This window comes from Carboxylicivirga fragile, from assembly GCF_050589805.1.
GTDB lineage: Bacteria > Bacteroidota > Bacteroidia > Bacteroidales > Marinilabiliaceae > Carboxylicivirga > Carboxylicivirga fragile.
The window spans coordinates 84,309-105,106 of the sequence record NZ_JBNGOY010000011.1; the positions used below are offsets into that span (position 1 = coordinate 84,309).

General features: G+C 36.9%; 20 protein-coding genes. 11 read left to right on the forward strand and 9 right to left on the reverse strand.

From position 1 onward, the window contains the following. Positions 1–2 precede the first annotated feature (2 nt). The 3 genes from leuB (at position 3) to ACRD7B_RS06565 (ending at position 4,868) form a co-directional block, all read left to right on the forward strand. Positions 3–1,061, forward strand: coding sequence for a 3-isopropylmalate dehydrogenase (gene leuB / locus ACRD7B_RS06555; RefSeq protein WP_430823689.1), 1,059 nt, complete (start codon positions 3–5; stop codon positions 1,059–1,061). Positions 1,062–1,127: 66 nt separating this feature from the next. After that, complete coding sequence (gene ilvA, locus ACRD7B_RS06560) at positions 1,128–2,417, forward strand: threonine ammonia-lyase (RefSeq protein ID WP_430823690.1); 1,290 nt, start codon at positions 1,128–1,130, stop codon at positions 2,415–2,417. A gap of 114 nt (positions 2,418–2,531) precedes the next feature. Then, positions 2,532–4,868 carry a GH92 family glycosyl hydrolase gene (locus ACRD7B_RS06565; RefSeq protein WP_430823691.1) on the forward strand — a complete coding sequence of 779 codons (2,337 nt, stop codon included), beginning with the start codon at positions 2,532–2,534 and terminating at the stop codon, positions 4,866–4,868. Between the two features lie 71 nt (positions 4,869–4,939). Here the strand turns inward: ACRD7B_RS06565 and ACRD7B_RS06570 are convergent, their stop codons facing one another. The 3 genes from ACRD7B_RS06570 to ACRD7B_RS06580 all read right to left on the reverse strand — a co-directional run bounded on the left by ACRD7B_RS06570 (position 4,940) and on the right by ACRD7B_RS06580 (position 6,377). Continuing rightward, complete coding sequence (locus tag ACRD7B_RS06570) at positions 4,940–5,332, reverse strand: HIT family protein (protein ID WP_430823692.1); 393 nt, start codon at positions 5,330–5,332, stop codon at positions 4,940–4,942. An 11-nt stretch (positions 5,333–5,343) separates the two neighbouring features. After that, a complete protein-coding gene (gene greA, locus ACRD7B_RS06575) occupies positions 5,344–5,817 on the reverse strand; it encodes a transcription elongation factor GreA (RefSeq protein ID WP_430823693.1) in 474 nt (157 codons plus the stop codon). A gap of 161 nt (positions 5,818–5,978) precedes the next feature. Beyond that, positions 5,979–6,377, reverse strand: a complete 399-nt coding sequence (locus ACRD7B_RS06580; protein ID WP_430823694.1) for a hypothetical protein — start codon at positions 6,375–6,377, stop codon at positions 5,979–5,981. A 160-nt stretch (positions 6,378–6,537) separates the two neighbouring features. Here ACRD7B_RS06580 and ACRD7B_RS06585 point away from each other — a divergent pair, with 160 nt between their 5' ends. Next, the gene (locus ACRD7B_RS06585) at positions 6,538–6,975 is read left to right on the forward strand and encodes a Rieske (2Fe-2S) protein (RefSeq protein WP_430823695.1); all 438 of its coding nucleotides are present in this window, start codon (positions 6,538–6,540) and stop codon (positions 6,973–6,975) included. A 184-nt stretch (positions 6,976–7,159) separates the two neighbouring features. Then, a complete protein-coding gene (locus tag ACRD7B_RS06590) occupies positions 7,160–7,972 on the forward strand; it encodes a hypothetical protein (RefSeq protein WP_430823696.1) in 813 nt (270 codons plus the stop codon). A 73-nt stretch (positions 7,973–8,045) separates the two neighbouring features. On the opposite strand, the gene ahcY is transcribed toward ACRD7B_RS06590, so the two are convergent. Together ahcY and ACRD7B_RS06600 are read right to left on the reverse strand one after the other, a co-directional pair. Then, entirely contained in the window at positions 8,046–9,470 is a 1,425-nt protein-coding gene (gene ahcY / locus ACRD7B_RS06595) for an adenosylhomocysteinase (RefSeq protein ID WP_430823697.1), read from the reverse strand. 53 nt (positions 9,471–9,523) lie between these two features. Continuing rightward, complete coding sequence (locus ACRD7B_RS06600; protein WP_430823698.1) at positions 9,524–10,474, reverse strand: bifunctional riboflavin kinase/FAD synthetase; 951 nt, start codon at positions 10,472–10,474, stop codon at positions 9,524–9,526. Positions 10,475–10,754: 280 nt separating this feature from the next. On the opposite strand from ACRD7B_RS06600, the gene ACRD7B_RS06605 reads away from it, so the two are divergent. Continuing rightward, entirely contained in the window at positions 10,755–10,895 is a 141-nt protein-coding gene (locus tag ACRD7B_RS06605; RefSeq protein WP_430823699.1) for a hypothetical protein, read from the forward strand. A 499-nt stretch (positions 10,896–11,394) separates the two neighbouring features. Here the strand turns inward: ACRD7B_RS06605 and ACRD7B_RS06610 are convergent, their stop codons facing one another. Further along, positions 11,395–13,260, reverse strand: coding sequence for a glycoside hydrolase family 13 protein (locus ACRD7B_RS06610; protein WP_430823700.1), 1,866 nt, complete (start codon positions 13,258–13,260; stop codon positions 11,395–11,397). Positions 13,261–13,279: 19 nt separating this feature from the next. Next, positions 13,280–14,179 (reverse strand): alpha/beta hydrolase, encoded by a 900-nt coding sequence (locus tag ACRD7B_RS06615; protein ID WP_430823701.1) that lies wholly within the window; start codon positions 14,177–14,179, stop codon positions 13,280–13,282. A 252-nt stretch (positions 14,180–14,431) separates the two neighbouring features. Here ACRD7B_RS06615 and ACRD7B_RS06620 point away from each other — a divergent pair, with 252 nt between their 5' ends. The 5 genes from ACRD7B_RS06620 to ACRD7B_RS06640 all read left to right on the forward strand — a co-directional run bounded on the left by ACRD7B_RS06620 (position 14,432) and on the right by ACRD7B_RS06640 (position 19,215). Beyond that, positions 14,432–15,511, forward strand: coding sequence for a sensor histidine kinase (locus tag ACRD7B_RS06620; RefSeq protein WP_430823702.1), 1,080 nt, complete (start codon positions 14,432–14,434; stop codon positions 15,509–15,511). A gap of 6 nt (positions 15,512–15,517) precedes the next feature. Next, entirely contained in the window at positions 15,518–16,246 is a 729-nt protein-coding gene (locus tag ACRD7B_RS06625) for a LytR/AlgR family response regulator transcription factor (RefSeq protein WP_430823703.1), read from the forward strand. A 180-nt stretch (positions 16,247–16,426) separates the two neighbouring features. After that, positions 16,427–17,359, forward strand: coding sequence for a hypothetical protein (locus ACRD7B_RS06630; RefSeq protein WP_430823704.1), 933 nt, complete (start codon positions 16,427–16,429; stop codon positions 17,357–17,359). A 36-nt stretch (positions 17,360–17,395) separates the two neighbouring features. Continuing rightward, the gene (locus tag ACRD7B_RS06635) at positions 17,396–18,199 is read left to right on the forward strand and encodes a hypothetical protein (protein ID WP_430823705.1); all 804 of its coding nucleotides are present in this window, start codon (positions 17,396–17,398) and stop codon (positions 18,197–18,199) included. Beyond that, the gene (locus ACRD7B_RS06640) at positions 18,196–19,215 is read left to right on the forward strand and encodes a S41 family peptidase (protein ID WP_430823706.1); all 1,020 of its coding nucleotides are present in this window, start codon (positions 18,196–18,198) and stop codon (positions 19,213–19,215) included. The genes ACRD7B_RS06635 and ACRD7B_RS06640 overlap by 4 nt, the downstream gene beginning before the upstream one ends. A 247-nt stretch (positions 19,216–19,462) precedes the next feature. Here the strand turns inward: ACRD7B_RS06640 and ACRD7B_RS06645 are convergent, their stop codons facing one another. Next, a complete protein-coding gene (locus ACRD7B_RS06645; protein ID WP_430823707.1) occupies positions 19,463–20,410 on the reverse strand; it encodes a pyridoxal-phosphate dependent enzyme in 948 nt (315 codons plus the stop codon). A gap of 3 nt (positions 20,411–20,413) precedes the next feature. Beyond that, a complete protein-coding gene (locus ACRD7B_RS06650) occupies positions 20,414–20,653 on the reverse strand; it encodes a putative signal transducing protein (protein ID WP_430823708.1) in 240 nt (79 codons plus the stop codon). Positions 20,654–20,798: the final 145 nt, after the last annotated feature.

The window sequence follows — 20,798 nt, forward strand, 5'->3', positions numbered from 1 at the left end:
ATATGAAATTGAATATTGGAGTTTTGCCAGGAGATGGCATTGGACCGGAAATAGTTGAACAAGCGCAGAAAGTAATTGATGCAGTTGCTGTAAAGTTTAACCACGAAGTAGTTTATACAAATGCATTGGTTGGAGCCACAGCGATTGATCAGGTTGGGAATCCTTATCCGGACGAAACGCACGAAGTATGTATGAATTCTGATGCTGTTTTATTTGGTGCTATCGGAGATCCGAAGTACGATAATGATCCAAAAGCAAAGGTGCGACCTGAGCAAGGATTGTTAGGTATGCGTAAAAAATTGGGCTTGTATGCGAATATTCGTCCGGTTACAACTTTCCCATCTTTGTTAGACAAGAGTCCATTGCGTTTGGATATTGTTGAAGGTGCCGATTTTGTTGTAGTACGAGAGTTAACTGGTGGTATTTATTTTGGTGAAAAAGGACGTTCGGAAGATCTGAAAAAGGCCTTTGATACCTGTACTTATACAACGGAAGAAATTGAGCGTATCCTGAAATTAGCATTCTCATACGCAGGTAAACGCGATAAGCGATTAACAGTAATTGATAAAGCTAATGTATTGGCAACGTCTCGTCTTTGGAGAGAAACTGCTCAGGCAATGGAAGCCGATCATAAGGATATTGAAGTAGACTATATGTTTGTGGATAATGCAGCAATGCAGTTGATTCAATGGCCTAAGAAATTTGATGTGATGGTGACCGAGAATATGTTTGGTGATATCATTAGCGATGAGGCTTCTGTAATTACAGGTTCATTAGGTTTATTGCCTTCCGCGTCGGTTGGTGTACATACTTCAGTATTTGAGCCTATTCATGGATCGTATCCACAGGCAGCAGGTAAAGATATTGCAAACCCTATTGCAACAGTTCTTTCTGCAGCAATGCTTTTAGAATCATTAGATTTATTAGACGAAGCTCAGGCGGTAAGAGATGCGGTTAATAAATCACTTGAAGCAGGCATTGTTACCGAAGATATTGTTAAAGATGGCAAAGCTTACAAAACATCGGAAGTAGGTGATTGGCTCGCTAATGCTATAAAATAAAGAATTGTAACGCCGATTAGTCTTCCTGATGATCGGCGTTTTTTATCCCAACAACAAAACAAATTAATGAAACCACGCTCAAAGACCACAAAAGCAGATAATGCCCAATCGTATTATCCCAAGGTTGAAGATATTATTGCAGCAAAACAAACGCTCAATAAAATATTGGAGACAACTCCGCTCAATCGAAATTTAAATCTTTCGAATAAGTACAATGCTAATATTATGCTTAAGCGCGAAGATTTACAGAATGTACGATCGTATAAAATTCGTGGAGCTTACAACAAAATTAAAAGCTTGAGTGAGGCTGAGTTGAATGTAGGTATTGTGTGTGCAAGTGCAGGTAATCATGCTCAAGGTGTGGCTTATTCATGTCAGACCTTAGGAATTGATGGTATTATTTACATGCCCAGTACAACGCCTAAACAGAAGGTGAATCAGGTTAAGATGTTCGGGCAGGATAATGTTCAGGTGGTGTTAATTGGCGATACCTATGATGATGCCTATGATGCGGCAATGGAAGATTGTCAGCAACGTGGACGTACCTTTATTCATCCCTTTGACGATCCCAAAATTATTGAGGGACAAGCCACAGTAGGTTTAGAAATATTAGAACAGAGTAAGGAAAAAATAGATTATATATTTGCACCTATTGGAGGTGGGGGACTGATCTCAGGTTTGGGAAGTTATTTCAAAAACATGAGCCCCGATACAAAAATAATAGGAGTAGAGCCGGAAGGAGCTCCGGCCATGGATTGGTCTTTACGTGCTGGTGAAGTTATAGAACTGGAAGAGATTGATAAATTTGTGGATGGTGCTTCGGTGCAAAAAGTTGGCTCTTATACCTTTGATATTTGCCAAAAGGTGATTGATAAAATGCTATTGGTACCAGAAGGTAAGGTTTGTACCAAAATATTAGAGTTATATAATTTTGACGCTATCGTTGTGGAGCCAGCCGGAGCACTCAGTATAGCAGCTTTGGATTTATATGCTGATGAGATAAAAGGTAAGAATGTAGTTTGCATCCTTAGCGGTAGTAATAATGACATTACGCGAACCGAAGAAATTAAGGAGCGCTCGCTTCTTTATGAAGGTTTAAAACATTATTTCATAGTACGATTTCCGCAACGTGCCGGTGCTTTGCGCGATTTTGTGGATCAAGTACTCGGGCCTGGGGATGACATAACCCACTTTGAATACCGTAAAAAAACAAGTCGCGAAAAAGGACCCGCTTTAATTGGCGTTGAATTGCAGAAGAAAGAAGATTTCGATGGCCTTATTGAGCGAATGGAAGCGAATGGTTTTGTGGTTGAGTACCTCAATGAACGACCTGATTTGTTTCAATACTTAATATAGGCAGACCGTAAATATTGATTCTTATCAATTTGTTAATATTAAATACTTGATGATTTTGTGAAAAGTTGAAATAGGCTTAGCTTTTGGGTGAGATTTAAACTTAAACCCAATTTTATGAAAGTCAAAGGCGTTTTTATTAGCTGTCTAATATTACTGAATTTCCATTTAGCACTTGCTCAAACTGAAGATCTAACAGAGTATGTCGATCCCTTTATTGGTACTCAAGAGATGGGACATGTGTTTCCCGGAGCTTGTTCACCATTTGGTATGGTACAGTTAAGCCCGGATACCGATAGTGTTCTGTTTTTTAACGATGGCAAATATAATAAGGATGTTTACCGTTATTGTGCCGGCTATCAATATACCGACAAGTCGATTGTTGGTTTTAGTCATACCCATTTAAGTGGTACCGGTCATTCTGATTTAGGCGATTTTTTGGTGATGCCGACTGTGGGTCAAGTACAGCATAATCCTGGAACTATCGATGATACATCTTTGGGGTATCGATCATTATTCCGGAAAGAGACAGAGCATGCCGAACCAGGTTATTACTCAGTTGAGCTCGACGATTATAAAATTAAGGCTGAGTTAACAGCTACCCAACGAGTTGGTTTTCATCAGTATACTTTTCCTGAAGCGGATGATGCCCATATAATTCTAGACTTAACACATGGAATCTATAATTACAATGGTAAGGTGCTTTGGTCAACTATTCGTGTTGAGAATGACACATTGGTAACAGGTTATCGAATTACTCGAGGTTGGGCACGTACCAACTATCAGTATTTTGCCATGAGTTTTTCTAAGCCCATCAAAAACTACGGTTGTAGTAATGATGAAGAAGTGAAATACAATGGTTTTTGGCGCAAGTTCGACCAAGGGGATAATTTCCCGGAGATGGCAGGGAAAGCCTTAACGGCCAACTTTGACTTTTCAACAGAAGAAGGCGAGGAGATTAAGGTTAAATTTGCTTTGTCGGCGGTTAGTACAGAAGGCGCTCTTAAGAATCTGGAGGCAGAAGTGCCACATTTTGATTTTGAACGTACACGAAAAGAAGTTAAGGCTGAATGGCAAAAAGAACTAAGTCGAATTCGGATTGATGCACCTGAAGAAAAAAAGGTGACTTTCTATACTTCTATGTACCATTCGTTTATTCATCCGAGCGAATACATGGATGTGGATGGAAAGTATCGCGGCATAGATCACAATATTCATCAGGCCGATGGCTTTACCAATTATACGGTGTTTTCCTTATGGGATACTTATCGTGCGCAACATCCTTTTTTGACATTGGTTCAGCCCACGCGTTCGTCTGATATGATTAATTCAATGTTGGCACATTACGAGCAGAGTGTTCACAATATCTTGCCAATTTGGAGTCATTTTGGAAATGAAAATTGGTGTATGATTGGCTATCATGCGGTACCAGTTATTGCAGATGCCTACGTAAATGGAGTCAGAGGTTTTGATGCGGATAAAGCTTTGGAAGCTTGTGTAGCAAGTGCTAATTATGACCGTTACGAAGGTATTGGTGAGTACAAAAAGTACGGTTACGTTCCCCATGAAACGAGTCATTATGGTGCATCCATCACATTGGAATATGCCTATGATGATTATACCATTGCTCAGCTAGCAAGGGCTATGGGTAAGGAGTCCTTAGTTAATCTATATTTATCACGTTCTGAAAACTGGCGAAATTTGTTTGATGCCAACACAGCTTATGTTCGAGCGAAGACAAAGGATGGCAAGATGCTTGCAAATTTTGATCCTTTAGATACGCATGGAGCTGGTTTTATTGAAGGGAACTCATGGAATTACTCCTTGTATGTACCTCAAAATGTTGGCGGATTAATTTCTGAGATGGGAGGAAAAGAACGTTTTTCCATGCATTTAGATTCACTATTTACGATGCACATACCGGATGAATATTTTGCACATACCGAGGATATTACCCGTGAAGGTATTATGGGTGGATATGTTCATGGAAATGAGCCAAGTCATCATGTAGCGTACATGTATAATTGGGCTGGTAAACCATGGAAAACGGCTGAACGAATCCATGAGATTATGGAAACTAAATATTTGAATAAACCTGATGGACTTTGTGGAAATGACGATTGTGGGCAAATGTCGGCATGGTATATTTTCTCATCGATGGGATTTTATCCTGTTTGTCCTGGGTCGGGCCAATATGTAATAGGGTCACCATCAGTAAATCAAGCTGTAATCAATCTTGAAAATGGCAAGAAATTTTCTATCCTAGCTAAAAATGCTTCTAAGAAAAATATCTACATCAAGTCTGTAACCTTAAACGGGCAGCCTTGGGATAAGAACTTTATCAATCACAAGGATATTGCTGAAGGAGGCGAATTAGTATTTATAATGAGTAGTCGTCCGAATAAAAAATGGGCTATTGATGTTAAGTCAATGCCATACTCAAAGGATTACTAATATTGAAATTTATAAAGCAAAAAAGGCAAACTCAAGTGAGTTTGCCTTTTGTATATTATGTAATCACCAACTTATAGCTGAACCTTAATCTTATCCGCAATTGCAATAAATTCCTCTTGCGAAAACTTCAACTTCGGTTTTGAAAAGTTGATGTCGGTTTCGTTTTGAAGCGGGATTAAATGAATGTGTGCATGAGGTACTTCAAGTCCTAATACTGCTATGCCTACTCTTTTGCAATCAATTACCTTTTTTTGAGCTACCGCAATTTTCTTAGAAAAAACCATCATATCAGCCAATAATGTATCTTCTAAATCAAAAAGATAATCTTCTTCTAATTTAGGAATAACCAATGTATGGCCTTCTGACAATGGATTGATATCCAAAAAAGCGAAAAAACGATCGTCTTCGGCTATTTTGTAACAAGGGATTTCACCATTGATGATACGTGTAAAAATGCTAGGCATAATTGAATGTATTAAATTGAAATATCGATTATTTCAAATGTCATTACACCATTTGGTACATTAATCTCAACCTTTTCACCAACTTTCTTGCCAAGTAAACCTTTGGCAATAGGCGTTGATACCGAAAGCTTCATTTCTTTTAAGTTAGCTTCGCTTTCAGGTACAATGGTGTAAGTCATTGAAGCTCCATTGTTGAGGTTTTTGATTTGCACCTTGTTTAATAACTGTACCTTAGATGTGTCAATTTTTGACTCGTCAAGGATTCGACTATTGGCAAGGGTGTTTTTAAGTTTAGAAATACGCATCTCTAACAATCCCTGTGCTTCTTTTGCAGCATCATATTCTGCATTTTCCGATAAATCACCTTTGTCTCTTGCCTCCGCAATTTGTTTTGAAATTGATGGACGTTCGAAAGTTTCCAACTGGTGAATTTCTTCTTTTAATTTCTTTAAACCTGATTCGGTTATATATTGAATGTCTGACATTTTATTTTTCCTCCTAATTTTATATTTCTAGTATCACCTAAAAAAATAAAAGAATCCCGATTAACTCAGAACTCTTTCGTGCAAATATACGAAAGATTACATCAACTGCAAACTACGTTAATCGTGAAATGATTTTAAGTGTTTGTTATTAAGTCTATTACTTATTGGTACGGTCGATTTAGAATTTCTGAATAAATAACCGCTTGTCGTAAGTCTATTTGATCTTGATCGAATTCCTGTTCTTCTTCTTCCTTTGTTTCTATGTCAACCACTTTAATTGGTTGACGAACCACTTTTTCTCGTTGAGCCTGTTGAAATAGAGGCTGAGTCTTGGGTTTTTCTTTAACTGGCTCTGGTACAGGTTTTGGAGCCTGTGGTTTAAAAAGTTCCCTCAAGTCATCAATAAAGGGCTCTTCTTCATCCATTGGATCATCCAAAGGGTGCATATTTTCGTTTGGCAATGGTGATGTACGCTTGTTCTTTTGCGCTTTTCGAAAAGCACTATATGCAACTGCGATTATCATTGCCACAACGTATATAATATCTCCTATGTCTTCCATGGTGTTTTTATTTCAGTTTCTAAATTTAGTGGAGGAGAAATGAAACTCAAAATTAATTGCGGTTTTTTTGAGGATTAACAGTAATTATTTCTTCATTATGCGCATAAAAAATATCTTTGGCCGTTATATATCCATTAGGTAAAGATAAATAGGAGTAGGTATGAGAAGAATAATAGGGTTTGCTTTCCTTGTGTTTATTAGCTTTGCGTGCAATAAGGATAATGATGAGATTATTCCTGAGGTTCGTTTTAGTGCGGAAGTTGATTTGGATAATCCGCAATACAATGGCAAAAATCCCTTTATTGTTCGACCGGGTGGTTTGAACAGAATTGTTGGAATCAATGGCGTTGTTGTTTTTGGTGTAACAAACTCTGAATTTTATGCTTTTGACCTTCTATGTACTCATGAACATGAAAAAGCTGGATTTTTTTATGTTGAGATGACTGAACCTGGTAGTATCGTTATGAAATGTCCTGAGTGCGAATCGGAATTTAGTGTTGCAGCTGAATATGGAAGTGTGATACAAGGGCCAGCTAAATGGGCTTTGAAACGTTATCAGACGGATGTGCGAGGATCTACTTTGCGAATCTGGAATTAGAACGGTTACAGTTTAAGCTTAGAGTGCTAGTAAGGAGCGTATCTTTGTTAGAAAGACTATAGGTGGAAAAACTAAAATTCTTTTCATAAGATTATTTGATTCATTGAAAAAACATTACACTTGTAAGTGTTAATATATATTTAATTGTCTTAGTGTTGTAGATTAACCAACACAAACCTAACTTATGAAATATTTTAATTTTTGTCTATTCACCGTTATAGCATTATCATTCTTTACTTCTATTGTCTCAGCACAAGACAAATTAATAAAAAGTAATAATGACACTATTCAGTGTTTAATTAAAGAGATTGGCGATTTAGAGATTAAGTACAGTGACCCAAAGATTAGTGATACCATTATTTTCGGCATTGATAAGGCTGATGTTTCTGAGGTAATACTTGCCAATGGAAATATATTGACATTTTCAAAGGCCATACTTAATCCGGAGAATTATGTGGATAATCACAAAAACATTATTAAAACCAATTTCTTATCGCCGTTATTTAATAGCGTGAAGTTTACCTATGAACGGAGTATTAAACCTGGGGGAAGTATAGAAGCAACTGTAGGAATAATAGGTGTAGGTAATGACGCTTATGATGCGGACGAACAAGGAGCTTTTATTAAGCTTGGCTACAAGTTCATCAAGAGTCCTGATTATTATTTGCGTGGTCAACGTTACGCACACATTCTTAAAGGTGCTTATATTAGGCCAGAGCTTGCATTTTCGTATTATTCATATGATTACGAATCTTATTATTACTATAGCTACTCCTATTCAAAGGAACGAAAGACCAATGCAATGTTTGGTATCCTGTTAAACTTTGGTAAGCAATGGGTGATTGATAATGGATTTGTTGTTGATACTTTCGTTGGTGTGGGTTATGGTTTTGGAAATAGTAATGATGACTTTACTTCCCATAAAGCCTTTCTGGGTGGAGTAGATGATTTTCCTCTGGCCATTTCAGGGGGGGTAAGAGTTGGTTGGTGTTTTTAAAAGAATCAATTTGATACAAAAAATAAGAGCCGTTCATTTTTTTTGAACGGCTCTTTCTTATTTATTTTTACTGTTAGTACCTATAATGTTCTGGCTTATATGGACCATCGGCATTAATGCCAATGTATTCAGCTTGTTCGTCAGTTAAGCGTGTCAATTTCACACCTAGCTTACCCAAATGCAAGCGAGCTACTTCTTCATCTAAATGCTTAGGAAGTGTATATACCCCAACTTTGTAATCGTTGTTCCATAACTCAAGTTGAGCCAAAGTTTGGTTAGTAAATGAGTTACTCATTACAAAACTTGGGTGACCAGTTGCATTTCCAAGGTTAACTAAACGACCTCTTGATAATAAAATAATGCTGTTGCCATTAGGAAAACGGAATTGATCAACTTGTGGTTTAATGTTGATTTCCTGTATGCCAGGGAATGTTTCTAGTTTCTCAACTTGAATTTCATTGTCGAAATGACCAATGTTACAAACAATGGTTTGATCTTTCATGGCTTCCATGTGTTCAATAGTGATCACATCTTTATTACCTGTAGTGGTAACCACAATATCAGCTTCACACAAAGCATCTTCCACGGTGCTAACTTCATAACCTTCCATAGCCGCTTGAAGTGCACAGATAGGATCAATTTCGGTAACGATAACACGAGCACCAAAACCACGCATACTTTGCGCACATCCTTTACCCACATCACCATAACCACAGATAAGCGCTGTTTTACCAGCAACCATTACGTCAGTGCCACGCTTGATACCATCGGCCAAACTTTCGCGGCATCCGTATAAGTTATCAAATTTCGATTTTGTTACGGAGTCGTTAACATTGATAGCAGGGAATAATAATTCACCCTTTTCCATCATTTGGTATAAACGGTGAACACCGGTTGTCGTCTCTTCACTAACCCCTTTAATTCCTTTGGCAACATTTGCCCAGCGGTTTGGGTCTGCTTCGAAAGTACGCTTAACCAAAGCAATTAATTCGCGGAAATCTTCGCCCTCAGCACTGTAATCATCATCCAGAAAAGATGCATCTTTTAGAGCCTCTGCTCCTTTATGTATCATTAAGGTAGCGTCGCCACCATCATCTACAATCAAATCAGGTCCTAAACCATTACCAAAGTCAAGTGCGCGTTCGGTACACCACCAGTATTCAGCCAGTGTTTCACCTTTCCATGCAAATACAGGAACTCCGGCTTTTGCAATGGCAGCAGCAGCATGATCTTGCGTACTGTAAATATTACAACTACACCAACGCACATCAGCGCCCAGGTCAACTAATGTCTCGATCAAAACAGCGGTTTGAATAGTCATGTGAAGCGATCCCATAACGCGAGCACCTTTCAATGGCTTATTCTGTCCATGCTTTTCACGAAGCGCCATTAAACCTGGCATCTCTTTTTCCGCAATATCAATCTCTTTTCTACCGTAATCGGCCTGACTAAGGTCTGCAACCTTGTAGTCTGCTGTATTATTCAATAAATCTGCCATTGTTATTTTTTATTTTGGACTGCAAAAATAGTTAATTATTATGAAGGATGAAACTATTCACCCTTAGGCAAATAATTACAAACAACCGACCGTATCATACGCTCATCTTTTTGCAATTGTTGCATTAAAGCGTCTACGTTTTCAAATTTCATTTCTTCTCTCACTCTCTCAATGAATTCCACTTGTACTTCTTCGGAGTATATATCGCGGTTGAAGTCAAAAATATGCACTTCGAGTGAGCGGTGATCTACATTGTGATTAACAGTGGGGCGATAACCAATGTTTAACATGCCTCCAAAAAGTTTGCCTTCAACCCGAACTAAACAGGCATATACACCATCAGGAGGGATTAATTTATGCGATTCATTTACTTCGATATTAGCTGTTGGGTAACCTATTCGCCTCCCCAATTGCTGCCCGCCTACAACTCTTCCGCTTACCAAAAAATGATAACCAAGAATGGTGTTTGCGTTTGTAATATCTCCATTACTTAAATAATTACGGATGTCGGAAGAACTAGTTTTAAGCCCATTGGTTAGAACTGCTTCAACTTGTGAAATGGAAAAGTTGTATGTTTTTGCGAAATCTTCATATTCGCTGAAACTGTGTTGACGACCTTTCCCAAAGCGATGATTAAATCCGACTAGTAGGTGTTTGATATTTATTTGTTTGACCAAGAAGTCAGTGATAAACTCTTCGGATGTAAGGTTGGCTAATTCTTTAGTGAAAGGAATGAGTAGTAAATGGTCGATGCCCAATTGGCTGAACAAAATGGTGCGTTCTTCGGGTGACGTCAGAAAACGTAGTGCTTCCTTATCTTGATTCAGCACCATGCGAGGATGTGGCCAAAAGGTGATGACAACAGATTCGCCATTGAGTTGCTGAGCTTTACCAATAAGTTGTTTTAACAATTCGCGATGACCTGAATGCACACCATCAAACATGCCTATTGTTACAGCAGGGTTATGAGCTTTGAATGTTGATAAATCTGAATGAACCTTCACCTTTTAATTTTCAACAAAAATAGGAAAAAGGAGTAAGTAATACCAATTAGATAGTGAATGGCCGGGGAAATTGGTTTTTAATAAAAAGTTGAATCCCTTTAGGATTCATTATCCACATCATTAATGAACCCCGAATTTCATTCGAGGCTATTCAAATTAAACCACATTCGTGGTTTTTTATGAAGGAATCCTGAAAGGATTTAGATGTCTGTTTTTTTGTGCTTGACTTTTATTTTGGCATCACTTTTGCTTTATACCAACTACCTAAAACTAAATTGTAATGAGAAAGTATTTAATGGAAAGTAAGCGAATGACTTTTATCTGGAACCGGATAAGACGAGTTGAATTTCCATTGATTATACTTACCTATCAGTTGATCGTCTTGTTAATTTCAGTTGTTTGGTTAGTTAGTAGGTATTAAAAAGTTAGTAATTCTTATATTTGAATGAAGAAATCCCGATTGGATCGAGGGCAAGTATCCAATCGGGATTTTTGTGTTTATACCATTTGTATTCCAAAATGATTGATAAAGTATTTTGCTAATTACATACAACGGCAACCATCTTACAAACGCGTCTGTCAGACTTACATATAATGCTGCCTGACTTACATAGCCTGCTGGTATTAATACATACAATGCTGGCACTTTTGCATACTCCTCTGTTACGATTACATACCATGCTGACTGCCTTACTTAGTCGGCTGACATTGAAACATACACCGCACACACCTTTACATACCCTTCTATCCGCCTTACATACTTAGCTTCCTACCTTACATTGCGAACCGACATTGAAACATACAGCTCTGTCAACACTGCATACTACTTCACCATTAATACCATATAATACCAATTGTATTCCCAAATGATTGTTAAATCATTTTATTAATTACAATGGTTGTGTATCGATATCATACTATTATTTCTTTATCTCAAGTAAAAGGAATGAACGTGCATCAATGCTAAGTTCATCTTGTTTAAGATTAATAGTTTTGTCGGTCATTACATTTATGGCTTCTGTAGCATCACCAAGTACTTCATTTTTAAAATTGCTTAATGACAGATTTTTTGCCTCAGAATTCTTATTCATTACCAACATTACAATGCTGTCGTCGTTATATCTAAACAAAGTGTAGATGCCTGATTGTTTTGCTGGTGCAAAATGTTTTAGTTCACCATTGTGAATGGCTGTATTGCTTTTGCGCCAGTTGAATAACTTCTTAAGCAAAGCTTGTGCTTCTTTTTGATCAGCACTTAAGCCCTCACCAGTAAAGGCATTTATTTCATCACCTTCCCAGCCTCCAGGAAAATCACCACGTATTTCACCATGAGAATCACTATTAGGGTTAGTCATTAGAATCTCGGTACCATAGTATATTTGAGGTATTCCACGGGTAACTGTTAGGTAGGCCATTCCCATTTTAAATAAGTCAAAATCCTCATTTATTTGAGTATAGAAGCGACTCATGTCGTGATTGTCGGGAAAGGTAACCAGTTGCATCGGGTCAGCATACAAATGATCGTTGGCCAGAGTTCCGTATAGTTTTATAAGACCTTGTCCCCAATGACTATCATCTTCATTAAGCCCTTTAATCAATGCTTCCTGAAGTGGGAAATCAAAAATGCCTGGCATGTACGAGATGTATCCATCATGGTTAATTTTCCCTTTTTGCCAATATGATACGATGGATGGATTTGTTGACCACTCTTCTCCAACAATATTGAAATTAGGATACTCCTTCATTACACGACGCGTCCATTCCGACATAAATTCTTTATCAGGATAAGGATAGGTATCCATTCTTATTCCGCCCAGATTGGCGTATTCAACCCACCAAATAGTATTGTAAATTAAATAGTCGGCTAATAATGGATTGCGTTGATTTAAGTCAGGCATGGTTTCGACGAACCAACCATCGCTGTGCATTTTTTTATCGTAGTCAGATGCGTAAGGATCCATATTTGTTTCACGAACATGTGTTGTGGGCTGCCATCCATCCTGAAAATTCAACCAGTCGTTGCAAGGCAAATCTTCCATCCACCAATGTTCTGAACCACAATGATTCAAAATCATGTCGATGATTAATTTGATGCCTCGTTCCTCTGCTTTTTCTGATAATCTCAGATAATCTTCGTTGCTCCCGTAGCGAGCATCAGTTTCGTAAAAGTCAGTAATGGCATATCCGTGATACGATGTGCTTGTCATGTTATTTTCCATAACAGGATTGAGCCAAAGTGCTGTGTAGCCCATGTCATCCAAATAATCCAGATTGTTGATAATTCCATCTAAATCGCCACCGTGTCGCCCATTAAGATCAGCTCTATTAGACTGCTCGGTCATGCCAGCTACGTTGTCGTTATCAGGGTTGCCATTGGCAAAACGATCAGGTGTAATAAGGCACATCACATCCGAAGCATCATAACCTTGACGGGCCGCCGATCCTTCTTTACGTGCTTTTAGTTCATAGGTGTATGAAAGTACCTTTTTTCCTTTTCTGTTAAAAGTAATGTCGAAAGTGCCAGGTTTTACAGATTTATCAATGTTTAAATAAAGGAAAAGGTAGTTTGGCGATTCAACCAGAGTGCTTCTTTCGATACTAACACCTGGGTAATCTATGCTCGGGCGAAGGTCAGAGATATTTGGGCCATAAGCCATGATTTGAAGTTCTGAATTCTCCATTCCTGCCCACCAAAAAGCGGGTTCCAATCGATCAATTTTGTATTTGGCATCAATCGTTGCATTTAATGCCAGTGTCATAATGAGAATACTTATTATCTTCTTCATATTGAATGTGTTTGTATGTTTATTTTTTTAGTAGAAATTCTATAGGGATGTGGAGTCTTTTATTCCACGCAATCTCAGTGTGTGCTTCTCCTTCAAACTTGTGAGTTTCGAAATGTTTACCTTTTATAAATTCGTTACGAATCATCATGGCATCTACTTTTAATTGATATGGTTCGTACAAGGAATCGAGTGTTGCTGTTCCGTAGTCAAAGTAAATTTTGTGTGTTTCAGGATTCGGATAGTTCTTATCCACATAGCTAAGCGTAATACCCGATGCAGCTGGCCAATGGGTTGAAAGGCAAGCCGCCCCTCCGAAAACTCCAGGATATTCCGATATGGCATAATAACTGATCAGTCCGCCCATGCTTGAACCCATAATGAATGTATTTGCCTTACACGGTAGGGTACTGTATGTTTTATCAATAAAAGGCTTGAGTTCTTGAACAATAAAACGTAGATAATTATCGGCAAGCAGTTCTTTAGATGAGAACGATTGCTTGGTATAAGCATCACCATTAATAATTTCTTTCTGTTTTTGAGGACTGATATTATCCCATGCTCGTTGAGGGAAATATTCCGCAAATCGATATTGATCGTTATTCCAGATGCCTATAACGATGCAATCTTTGATTCTATTTTCACTAATTAATTTACCAAATACTTCGTCAACACCCCATTCTTGTTTATTCCAGGTGGTATTGGCGTCAAAAAGCATTTGTCCATCGTGCATGTAGACGACTGCGTATTGCTTCTCGTCAGAGTAATTGTTTGGAAGCCAGACATCAATGTTTCGGTTATCAACAAATGTTGATTCAAAATTAGCATGACGTATAAGTTCCCCGCTTGCTACTTGTGGAAGTTGTGCATTTATTGAGTTGAATGCGATGAGGCTGAAAATTAATAGGCTTAGGTTTTTCATAGCACTAATATTTGATTTGCTAAGTTTAATTTCTGACTGATATTTGATAAAGTCAAATAAAATGAAGTATTTACTTGATTGCAAGTTAGTAGGACAAATGACCAATATTGATGCATCAACAGCAAAATGTTGGCTAAAGACCGATACCTTATGGCTTTATGCTTTTTGTCCTGATGAATTAAACTTTCGTCCCCTATTAAATGGGGGATTACTTTTATCTTTGTAATTTGCCTTCTTACTATTGATAATGCCATGCAGATTTTTAAAACGGATAAGACATTTCTCAACAGGATTCTTAATAACCGCTTATTCCAGCATCTGACTTACTGGGTGGTTTTTGTGTTTTTCTTTGCATTTGCGTGGGGCACGCACGATGATAATTATAAAAAAACCATTTGGATAGAGTTAATTAACTTACCTGCCAAAATCATTTTGGTTTACACGGTTATCTATTTATTATTTCCGAGGTTTTTGTATAAGGGAAACGTATGGTTGTTTATTTTTTTACTCCTTCATAGTTTGCTCTTTGCTTCTATCCTTCAACGACTGACGGATAACTATTTAATAATTGATAATTTCTTTCCTGAGTGGAATAAGGAATCCAGTTTAAGCATTGTTCAATTGGTTCGAGCCAGTGTTAATTTTGGCGCTGTCTTGGCCGTTCCTATGACCGTTAAAATAATGGAGCATCTGAATGATGTGAAACAGCGCCAGCAAAATTTGGCTAAAGATAAGTTGGAAGCTGAGTTGATGTTTTTAAAGAATCAGGTGCAGCCTCATTTTTTATTTAATACCTTAAATAGCTTGTATTCGCTCATATTAACTAAATCAGAAAGATCTCTAGAAGTAATTCTGAAATTATCGGACTTGTTACGCTACATGCTCTATGAAACCAATGCGCCACAAGTGGATTTAAGCAAGGAGCTTGGAAGTATTCGGAGTTATCTGGATTTAGAGAAGATACGTTATGGTAGCCGGGTAGAGCTTAGTTTTAATGCATGGGGCGATTTTGAGGGCAAACGAATTGCTCCAATGTTAATACTTCCCTTTATCGAAAATAGTTTTAAGCACAGTACCAAGGGCTTAAATGAAACTGCTATGATTTCGATTGAAATGGGAGCTAAGGAAGATAAGCTAATTTTGAAAGTGGAGAATAGTATTCCATTATCCTTGCCTAATGATGTGGATATTGTTGGTGGTTTAGGCCTTCAGAATGTGAAACGACGCTTGGATCTTTTGTATGCGAATGAGCATCAGTTGAAAATTGAATCAAATGATGATTCGTTTTTAGTTATATTAAAGATCAATTTAAAGGACGGAAACGATCAATAGAATTTTATGATGAAGATAAAATGTTTGATAGTAGATGATGAGGAGTTGGCCATTGATGTGATAGCCGAATATGTGAAACGAATAGATTATCTTGAATTGGTAGGTTCAAGTAATAATGCTGTAGATGCGATGGCATTGTTGAATCAGCATAAGGTTGATCTTCTTTTTTTAGATATACAAATGCCCGGATTAACCGGTTTACAAATGTTGCGAAACCTAAGCGATCGCCCTGAAGTGATCTTAACAACGGCCTATTCAGAGTATGCACTGGAAGGATACGAACTGCAGGCTCTGGATTATTTAATTAAACCAATTTCTTTTGAACGTTTCATTAAAGCTATTAATCGTTTTTTTAAGATACGACAATCGCAAATTCAATTACCCGAAGCGGAAACCAATAAATCGACAAGCGATGCCTTCATTTTTGTGAAATCAGAAAAGATGATGGTGAAAGTTGTCTTGAGTGAAATATGCTACATCGAGAGCCTTCGAAATTATGTATCCATATTCTTGAAAGATGGTAAGGTTATCAAGACCATGAATACCATTACTAATATTGAAGAAAAGTTACCTGAAACCCAGTTTTTGAGGGTGCACCGATCGTTTGTTATTGCTATTGATAAAATCGATAGTTACACTTCAGGAAGTTTTAAAATTAACAAGCAAATTATTCCCCTTGGTCGTTTATATAAAGATAATGTTAGGGCTAAGTTGGAGCATTTGAGTATTGAATAGAATATTACTATATATGAGTATTTATTCAAGTTAGTTAGGAAGTATCTGGTGTTTTGTTGCAGTAAGCGAGCTGTTTAAGGTTGGCGTTTCTAGGTTTCATAGAAATTATTATAAATAGTTAGGATGAAGTGTTATAGTTGTAAACTTTAGGTTTATATTTGCATTACTAAACCTAACTGTATGAAAATTATTGGAACCTTTCTAATGCTACTTTGTGTGGTAGCTTGCTCTGAAGATGAAATTCTTCCAACTGATATCACCTTGTCAACCCAGGAGCAAGTTGATCAATTTACTGCATCAACTGTTGATGGCGATTTAACCATTACCGGACCTGAAATTACCAACCTTGATGCGCTAAAAAGCTTAAAACACATTAAAGGACATTTTTATATTCGAAATACCTACCAATTAACTAAGCTTGAGGGGTTAAAAAACCTGGGAAAAATTGATAGTAGTTTGCTAATATATGAAAACTATGCTTTGCAAAGTGTTGATGATCTTGACGCTCTATGTTTTATCGATAAGTCAATTCATATAAGTCATAATGATAACCTTGTTGAGATTAATTTTAGCAGTACTAATTTTACATATGAAGGGGATATTATAATTTTCTTAAATCCTGAACTTGAATCTATATCTTTCAATGGAATATTGGATCGAAGCAGTATTAGCCTATCTCATAATGATAAACAGACCGACCTACCTGATCTTGGTAAAACATCACATTTGAATTATTTAAGTTTAACCTCTCTTAAATCTTTTAAAACATTGAGTGTTCCGTCGTCTATTAATCGAATACAACACTTAGCGATTGCTGATTTGAATCATTTGGAAGAAATAATCATCAATGCTGCATTGAAGAATATGGAAGGTCTTAGTATAAACAATAATCCTCTTCTCACTTCTCTTGACGGTCTTGCTAGTATAATTGAAATCAAGAATCGATTAATGGTGGTAAATAATGTTACTTTAAGTGATTTATGTGGCCTATATCAAGCTATCAGCACTATTGACTATGATAAGGTTATCATTTACAACAACCAACATAATCCCACAAAAAAAGATTTTGAGCTTAACAACTGTAAGCTGATTGTGGAAAGTGCAAACCGCTAGTTTAGCGATAATGCCAATTTAACCTTATCCGTTACCATGTTCCTAACAATTATAAAATCATGGCGCCTTATATTTTACATAGGCCTATTTCAGTTTTTGTTCATATTTATTTCACAGAAGCTGACTGCCCAAAAGCATGAATATATACCATACATTGGAACTGGTGTTCTCCAATTGAAAAATGACATGATCATCCCCATGGGGATGAAGGGTAAAACTATTTTGTTTGGCTTTCAATATCAAAGAGGCAAAAACGATAAGATCAGAACACATTATCGCATAGAAGCCAGACAGTCCAATCTCTATTCTTCTTGGTTTAACAATCAAACGCTATATCGATTTTGGCAAGCTGAACTGGGTGGGGGTTATAGGTGGTATGTGCTGGATAAAGCTAAAACCGATTTGTCCATTGGTTTTGAAGGGCTGTTAACAGGTGAATACATTGACCCAAGTACTTATAATATATCAGTTGCTATCAATCCGTCTATGTATGGGAGGTACGATATTGGTATTCGTAATTTTATTTCTTTTAATTCTCAAATAGGCAAAATCAAGTTAGCCAATGTGTTTAGTTACCACCTCATTGGTTTTGGCTATTACCCTAAACCACCATACTATTCACTTGATTTATCTGATACGTCCAATAGTTATTACACTAAACCCAATACTGTTTCACATCTTTTTAATATTGTTCATCTTAATAACAGGTTTAGTGTTTTTTTAAAAATAAAGAAAGTGCCATTTTTACTATCCTATGGTATACAATATCAGAAACAGAATGTGATCCATTATAAACAGCAGTATATTCAAAATACCTTTCATCTAGGCCTTATATTATGACAAAAAGACACTTTCTTGGCAACTTAATTTTTCTGATTTTTAGTTTGGCTGTACTAATTAGTAGTTGCACTAAGTTGGTAAATGAAGATGATTCAAACCTTGGTGTATTTGAAGCTTTCTGGGATATAATGGACAAGAATTATGTGTACTTTGAATTGAAAGAGCTTGATTGGAGTCAAATTCGAAAAGAGTACAGTCCTAAATTTGCATCTGCTCAGAGTCACAATGAAGTTGCTACTTTATTTCAAGAATTGATTTATAAGATCAATGATGGACATGTATGGTTAAGTTATAAAGGTAAAGAAGTAATTTCTAACTTTTCTGATACAAGCATTATTACACTGCATTATAATTTAATGCAATTTCATTATCAATTTGCGGATATACGATTTGAACCCAACATTACTTTTGCTCAGGCAACAGATGAGATTACTTATCTTAGAATTTCAACTGACTTTGTTAATGCTGATTATTTTAAGTCAGTAATGAGCGAATACAATATGAGCAAAGGGCTTATAGTTGATATGCGCGATTGTATGGGTGGAAGTTTTGATGGATTAGAGTTTTGCAAGTATTTTCATAAGGGTAAAAAAGTATTGTGTTATAGACAATTTAAAAATGGTACTGGTCATTGTGACTTTACAGACTTCTATCCCGTATATTCAATAGGAGATCAAATAGTGAATGAAGATATTAAGATGGTCGTTATTATAAATCGTAATGCCTATAGCATGGGTAATCATATAGTCTCAGCTTTAAATGATTTAAGAGACTGTCAGCTATTAGGTGAAAATACAGGCGGTGGGGGTGGTTCTGTTTTGGCTGTGCATTTAACAGGAGGTTGGGTATTAAATTATACCTTTTCAAGAAGTTTAGATGTTAATAAGAAATGGATTGAAGATGGCATAGAGCCTGATATAGAAGTAACGCGTCCGTATGAGTTTTGGAAAAATGAACATTGGCAGACGGGAGAAGATCCGCAATTGGAGAAAGCACTTGAAATACTTAATAGATAAGGGAAAGACTCTATCGCAATAAGTCTATGTAATAGAGCTATCTAGTTTGTTCTTTTTTTTAATGCTTAAAAGTTGTTCATGATTTTTAAATTTCCTTAAGTAATAGATCCAAAGGAGCATGTGGCATGCGTATTGCTTTTATTCAGTGAAATCTTTTTTAGATAAAGTATGCAAAGCAATCTAATTACTTTGCTTATTATCCCCCCCCCCAAGAAATGGTTTGTCGCTAGGCAAACCATTTTATTTATTAAAACGGTAATTTCCCTAAATCTACATTTCCACCGGACAGAATAATGCCAATATTTTGATCTTTAAATAAAGTTGGATTTTCTAATATGGCAGCCAATGGAACGGCTGACGATGGTTCAATTATAATTTTCATGCGTTCCCAAATCAGGCGCATTGCATCTATTATTGATTTTTCCGATACACAAATAATGTCGTCAACTTTATCTCTGATGATACTATAGGTTAATTCACCAAGTGAGGTTCGTAGTCCATCGGCAATGGTTTGTGGATTCGAAACCGGAATAAGATGACCACTCTTGAATGAGCGATAGGCATCATCGGCCATGGCTGGTTCGCCTGCAATTACTTTGATATGAGGGTGTATTTCCTTAGTGTAGCTTGCTGTACCACTCAATAAACCACCACCGCCAACAGGAGTCATTATGGTGGATAACTGTGGCACTTGTTTTACCAATTCGAGGCTTGCTGTACCTTGTCCGCAGATGACTTCAAATTGATTGTAGGGATGTATGAGTTTAGCACCGGTTTTTGAAATGACTTGTTCCAATGTGCTTTCTCTGGCTGATAACGTTCCCTCGCAAAACGTAATTTCGGCGCCGTAACCAGCTACTGCTTTCTTTTTAATTTCTGGTGCATTCTCAGGCATTACAATGTGCGCCTTAACACCGTTTTTAGCAGCGGCCAAAGCCAATGCCGCTGCATGATTTCCGGATGAGTGTGTGGCAACGCCAATTTGCTTTTCTGCATCAGAAAGAGATAGGATAGCATTGCAAGCACCTCTGTATTTAAAGGCGCCCACTTTCTGAAAATTTTCACACTTGAAGAAGATATTAGTCCCACAAATTGAATTGATTGACTCAGATGTTAAAACAGGTGTTTTATGAATCTGCGTATTAATTCGATTGTGTGCTTCGATAATATCTTGTGCACATGGTAATTTCAGCATGTGTTAATCTTGAATGGTTGCTTTAAATTTTTCGATGATAGGTTCAGCCTTATCCTTATCAACTTCCTGAATATATAAATCAATTGCAAAAGGTGTTCCGCCCATAAAACCTGCTGATTGTCCGGCTGCATAATCGTTTTTGATCAAGGAAGGAACATTGTTTTCTTCAAGAATGTTTTTGAGGTGATTAACCGTTATTTCTGTCCCTGAGAATACATGTAATATGCTGCTATTGTCGTTCATAACTATATAGATTAAAAGGTTTGTGTTCTTACAATATAGTCAAATTAACCGAGAAAGAAATAATTCGGGATGCGACAATTGACATCAGGTTATACCAATTGTATTCCAAAATGATTGATAAATCATTTTGCTAATTATCCCGATA

What these genes read in the sequence shown, in the direction of transcription:
- leuB (WP_430823689.1), top strand. Translation starts at nt 3, where the DNA reads ATGAAATTGAATATTGGAGTTTTGCCAGGAGATGGCATTGGACCGGAA.
- ilvA (WP_430823690.1), top strand. Translation starts at nt 1,128, where the DNA reads ATGAAACCACGCTCAAAGACCACAAAAGCAGATAATGCCCAATCGTAT.
- ACRD7B_RS06565 (WP_430823691.1), top strand. Translation starts at nt 2,532, where the DNA reads ATGAAAGTCAAAGGCGTTTTTATTAGCTGTCTAATATTACTGAATTTC.
- ACRD7B_RS06570 (WP_430823692.1), bottom strand. Translation starts at nt 5,332, where the DNA reads ATGCCTAGCATTTTTACACGTATCATCAATGGTGAAATCCCTTGTTAC.
- greA (WP_430823693.1), bottom strand. Translation starts at nt 5,817, where the DNA reads ATGTCAGACATTCAATATATAACCGAATCAGGTTTAAAGAAATTAAAA.
- ACRD7B_RS06580 (WP_430823694.1), bottom strand. Translation starts at nt 6,377, where the DNA reads ATGGAAGACATAGGAGATATTATATACGTTGTGGCAATGATAATCGCA.
- ACRD7B_RS06585 (WP_430823695.1), top strand. Translation starts at nt 6,538, where the DNA reads ATGAGAAGAATAATAGGGTTTGCTTTCCTTGTGTTTATTAGCTTTGCG.
- ACRD7B_RS06590 (WP_430823696.1), top strand. Translation starts at nt 7,160, where the DNA reads ATGAAATATTTTAATTTTTGTCTATTCACCGTTATAGCATTATCATTC.
- ahcY (WP_430823697.1), bottom strand. Translation starts at nt 9,470, where the DNA reads ATGGCAGATTTATTGAATAATACAGCAGACTACAAGGTTGCAGACCTT.
- ACRD7B_RS06605 (WP_430823699.1), top strand. Translation starts at nt 10,755, where the DNA reads ATGAGAAAGTATTTAATGGAAAGTAAGCGAATGACTTTTATCTGGAAC.
- ACRD7B_RS06610 (WP_430823700.1), bottom strand. Translation starts at nt 13,260, where the DNA reads ATGAAGAAGATAATAAGTATTCTCATTATGACACTGGCATTAAATGCA.
- ACRD7B_RS06615 (WP_430823701.1), bottom strand. Translation starts at nt 14,179, where the DNA reads ATGAAAAACCTAAGCCTATTAATTTTCAGCCTCATCGCATTCAACTCA.
- ACRD7B_RS06620 (WP_430823702.1), top strand. Translation starts at nt 14,432, where the DNA reads ATGCAGATTTTTAAAACGGATAAGACATTTCTCAACAGGATTCTTAAT.
- ACRD7B_RS06625 (WP_430823703.1), top strand. Translation starts at nt 15,518, where the DNA reads ATGATGAAGATAAAATGTTTGATAGTAGATGATGAGGAGTTGGCCATT.
- ACRD7B_RS06630 (WP_430823704.1), top strand. Translation starts at nt 16,427, where the DNA reads ATGAAAATTATTGGAACCTTTCTAATGCTACTTTGTGTGGTAGCTTGC.
- ACRD7B_RS06635 (WP_430823705.1), top strand. Translation starts at nt 17,396, where the DNA reads ATGTTCCTAACAATTATAAAATCATGGCGCCTTATATTTTACATAGGC.
- ACRD7B_RS06640 (WP_430823706.1), top strand. Translation starts at nt 18,196, where the DNA reads ATGACAAAAAGACACTTTCTTGGCAACTTAATTTTTCTGATTTTTAGT.
- ACRD7B_RS06645 (WP_430823707.1), bottom strand. Translation starts at nt 20,410, where the DNA reads ATGCTGAAATTACCATGTGCACAAGATATTATCGAAGCACACAATCGA.
- ACRD7B_RS06650 (WP_430823708.1), bottom strand. Translation starts at nt 20,653, where the DNA reads ATGAACGACAATAGCAGCATATTACATGTATTCTCAGGGACAGAAATA.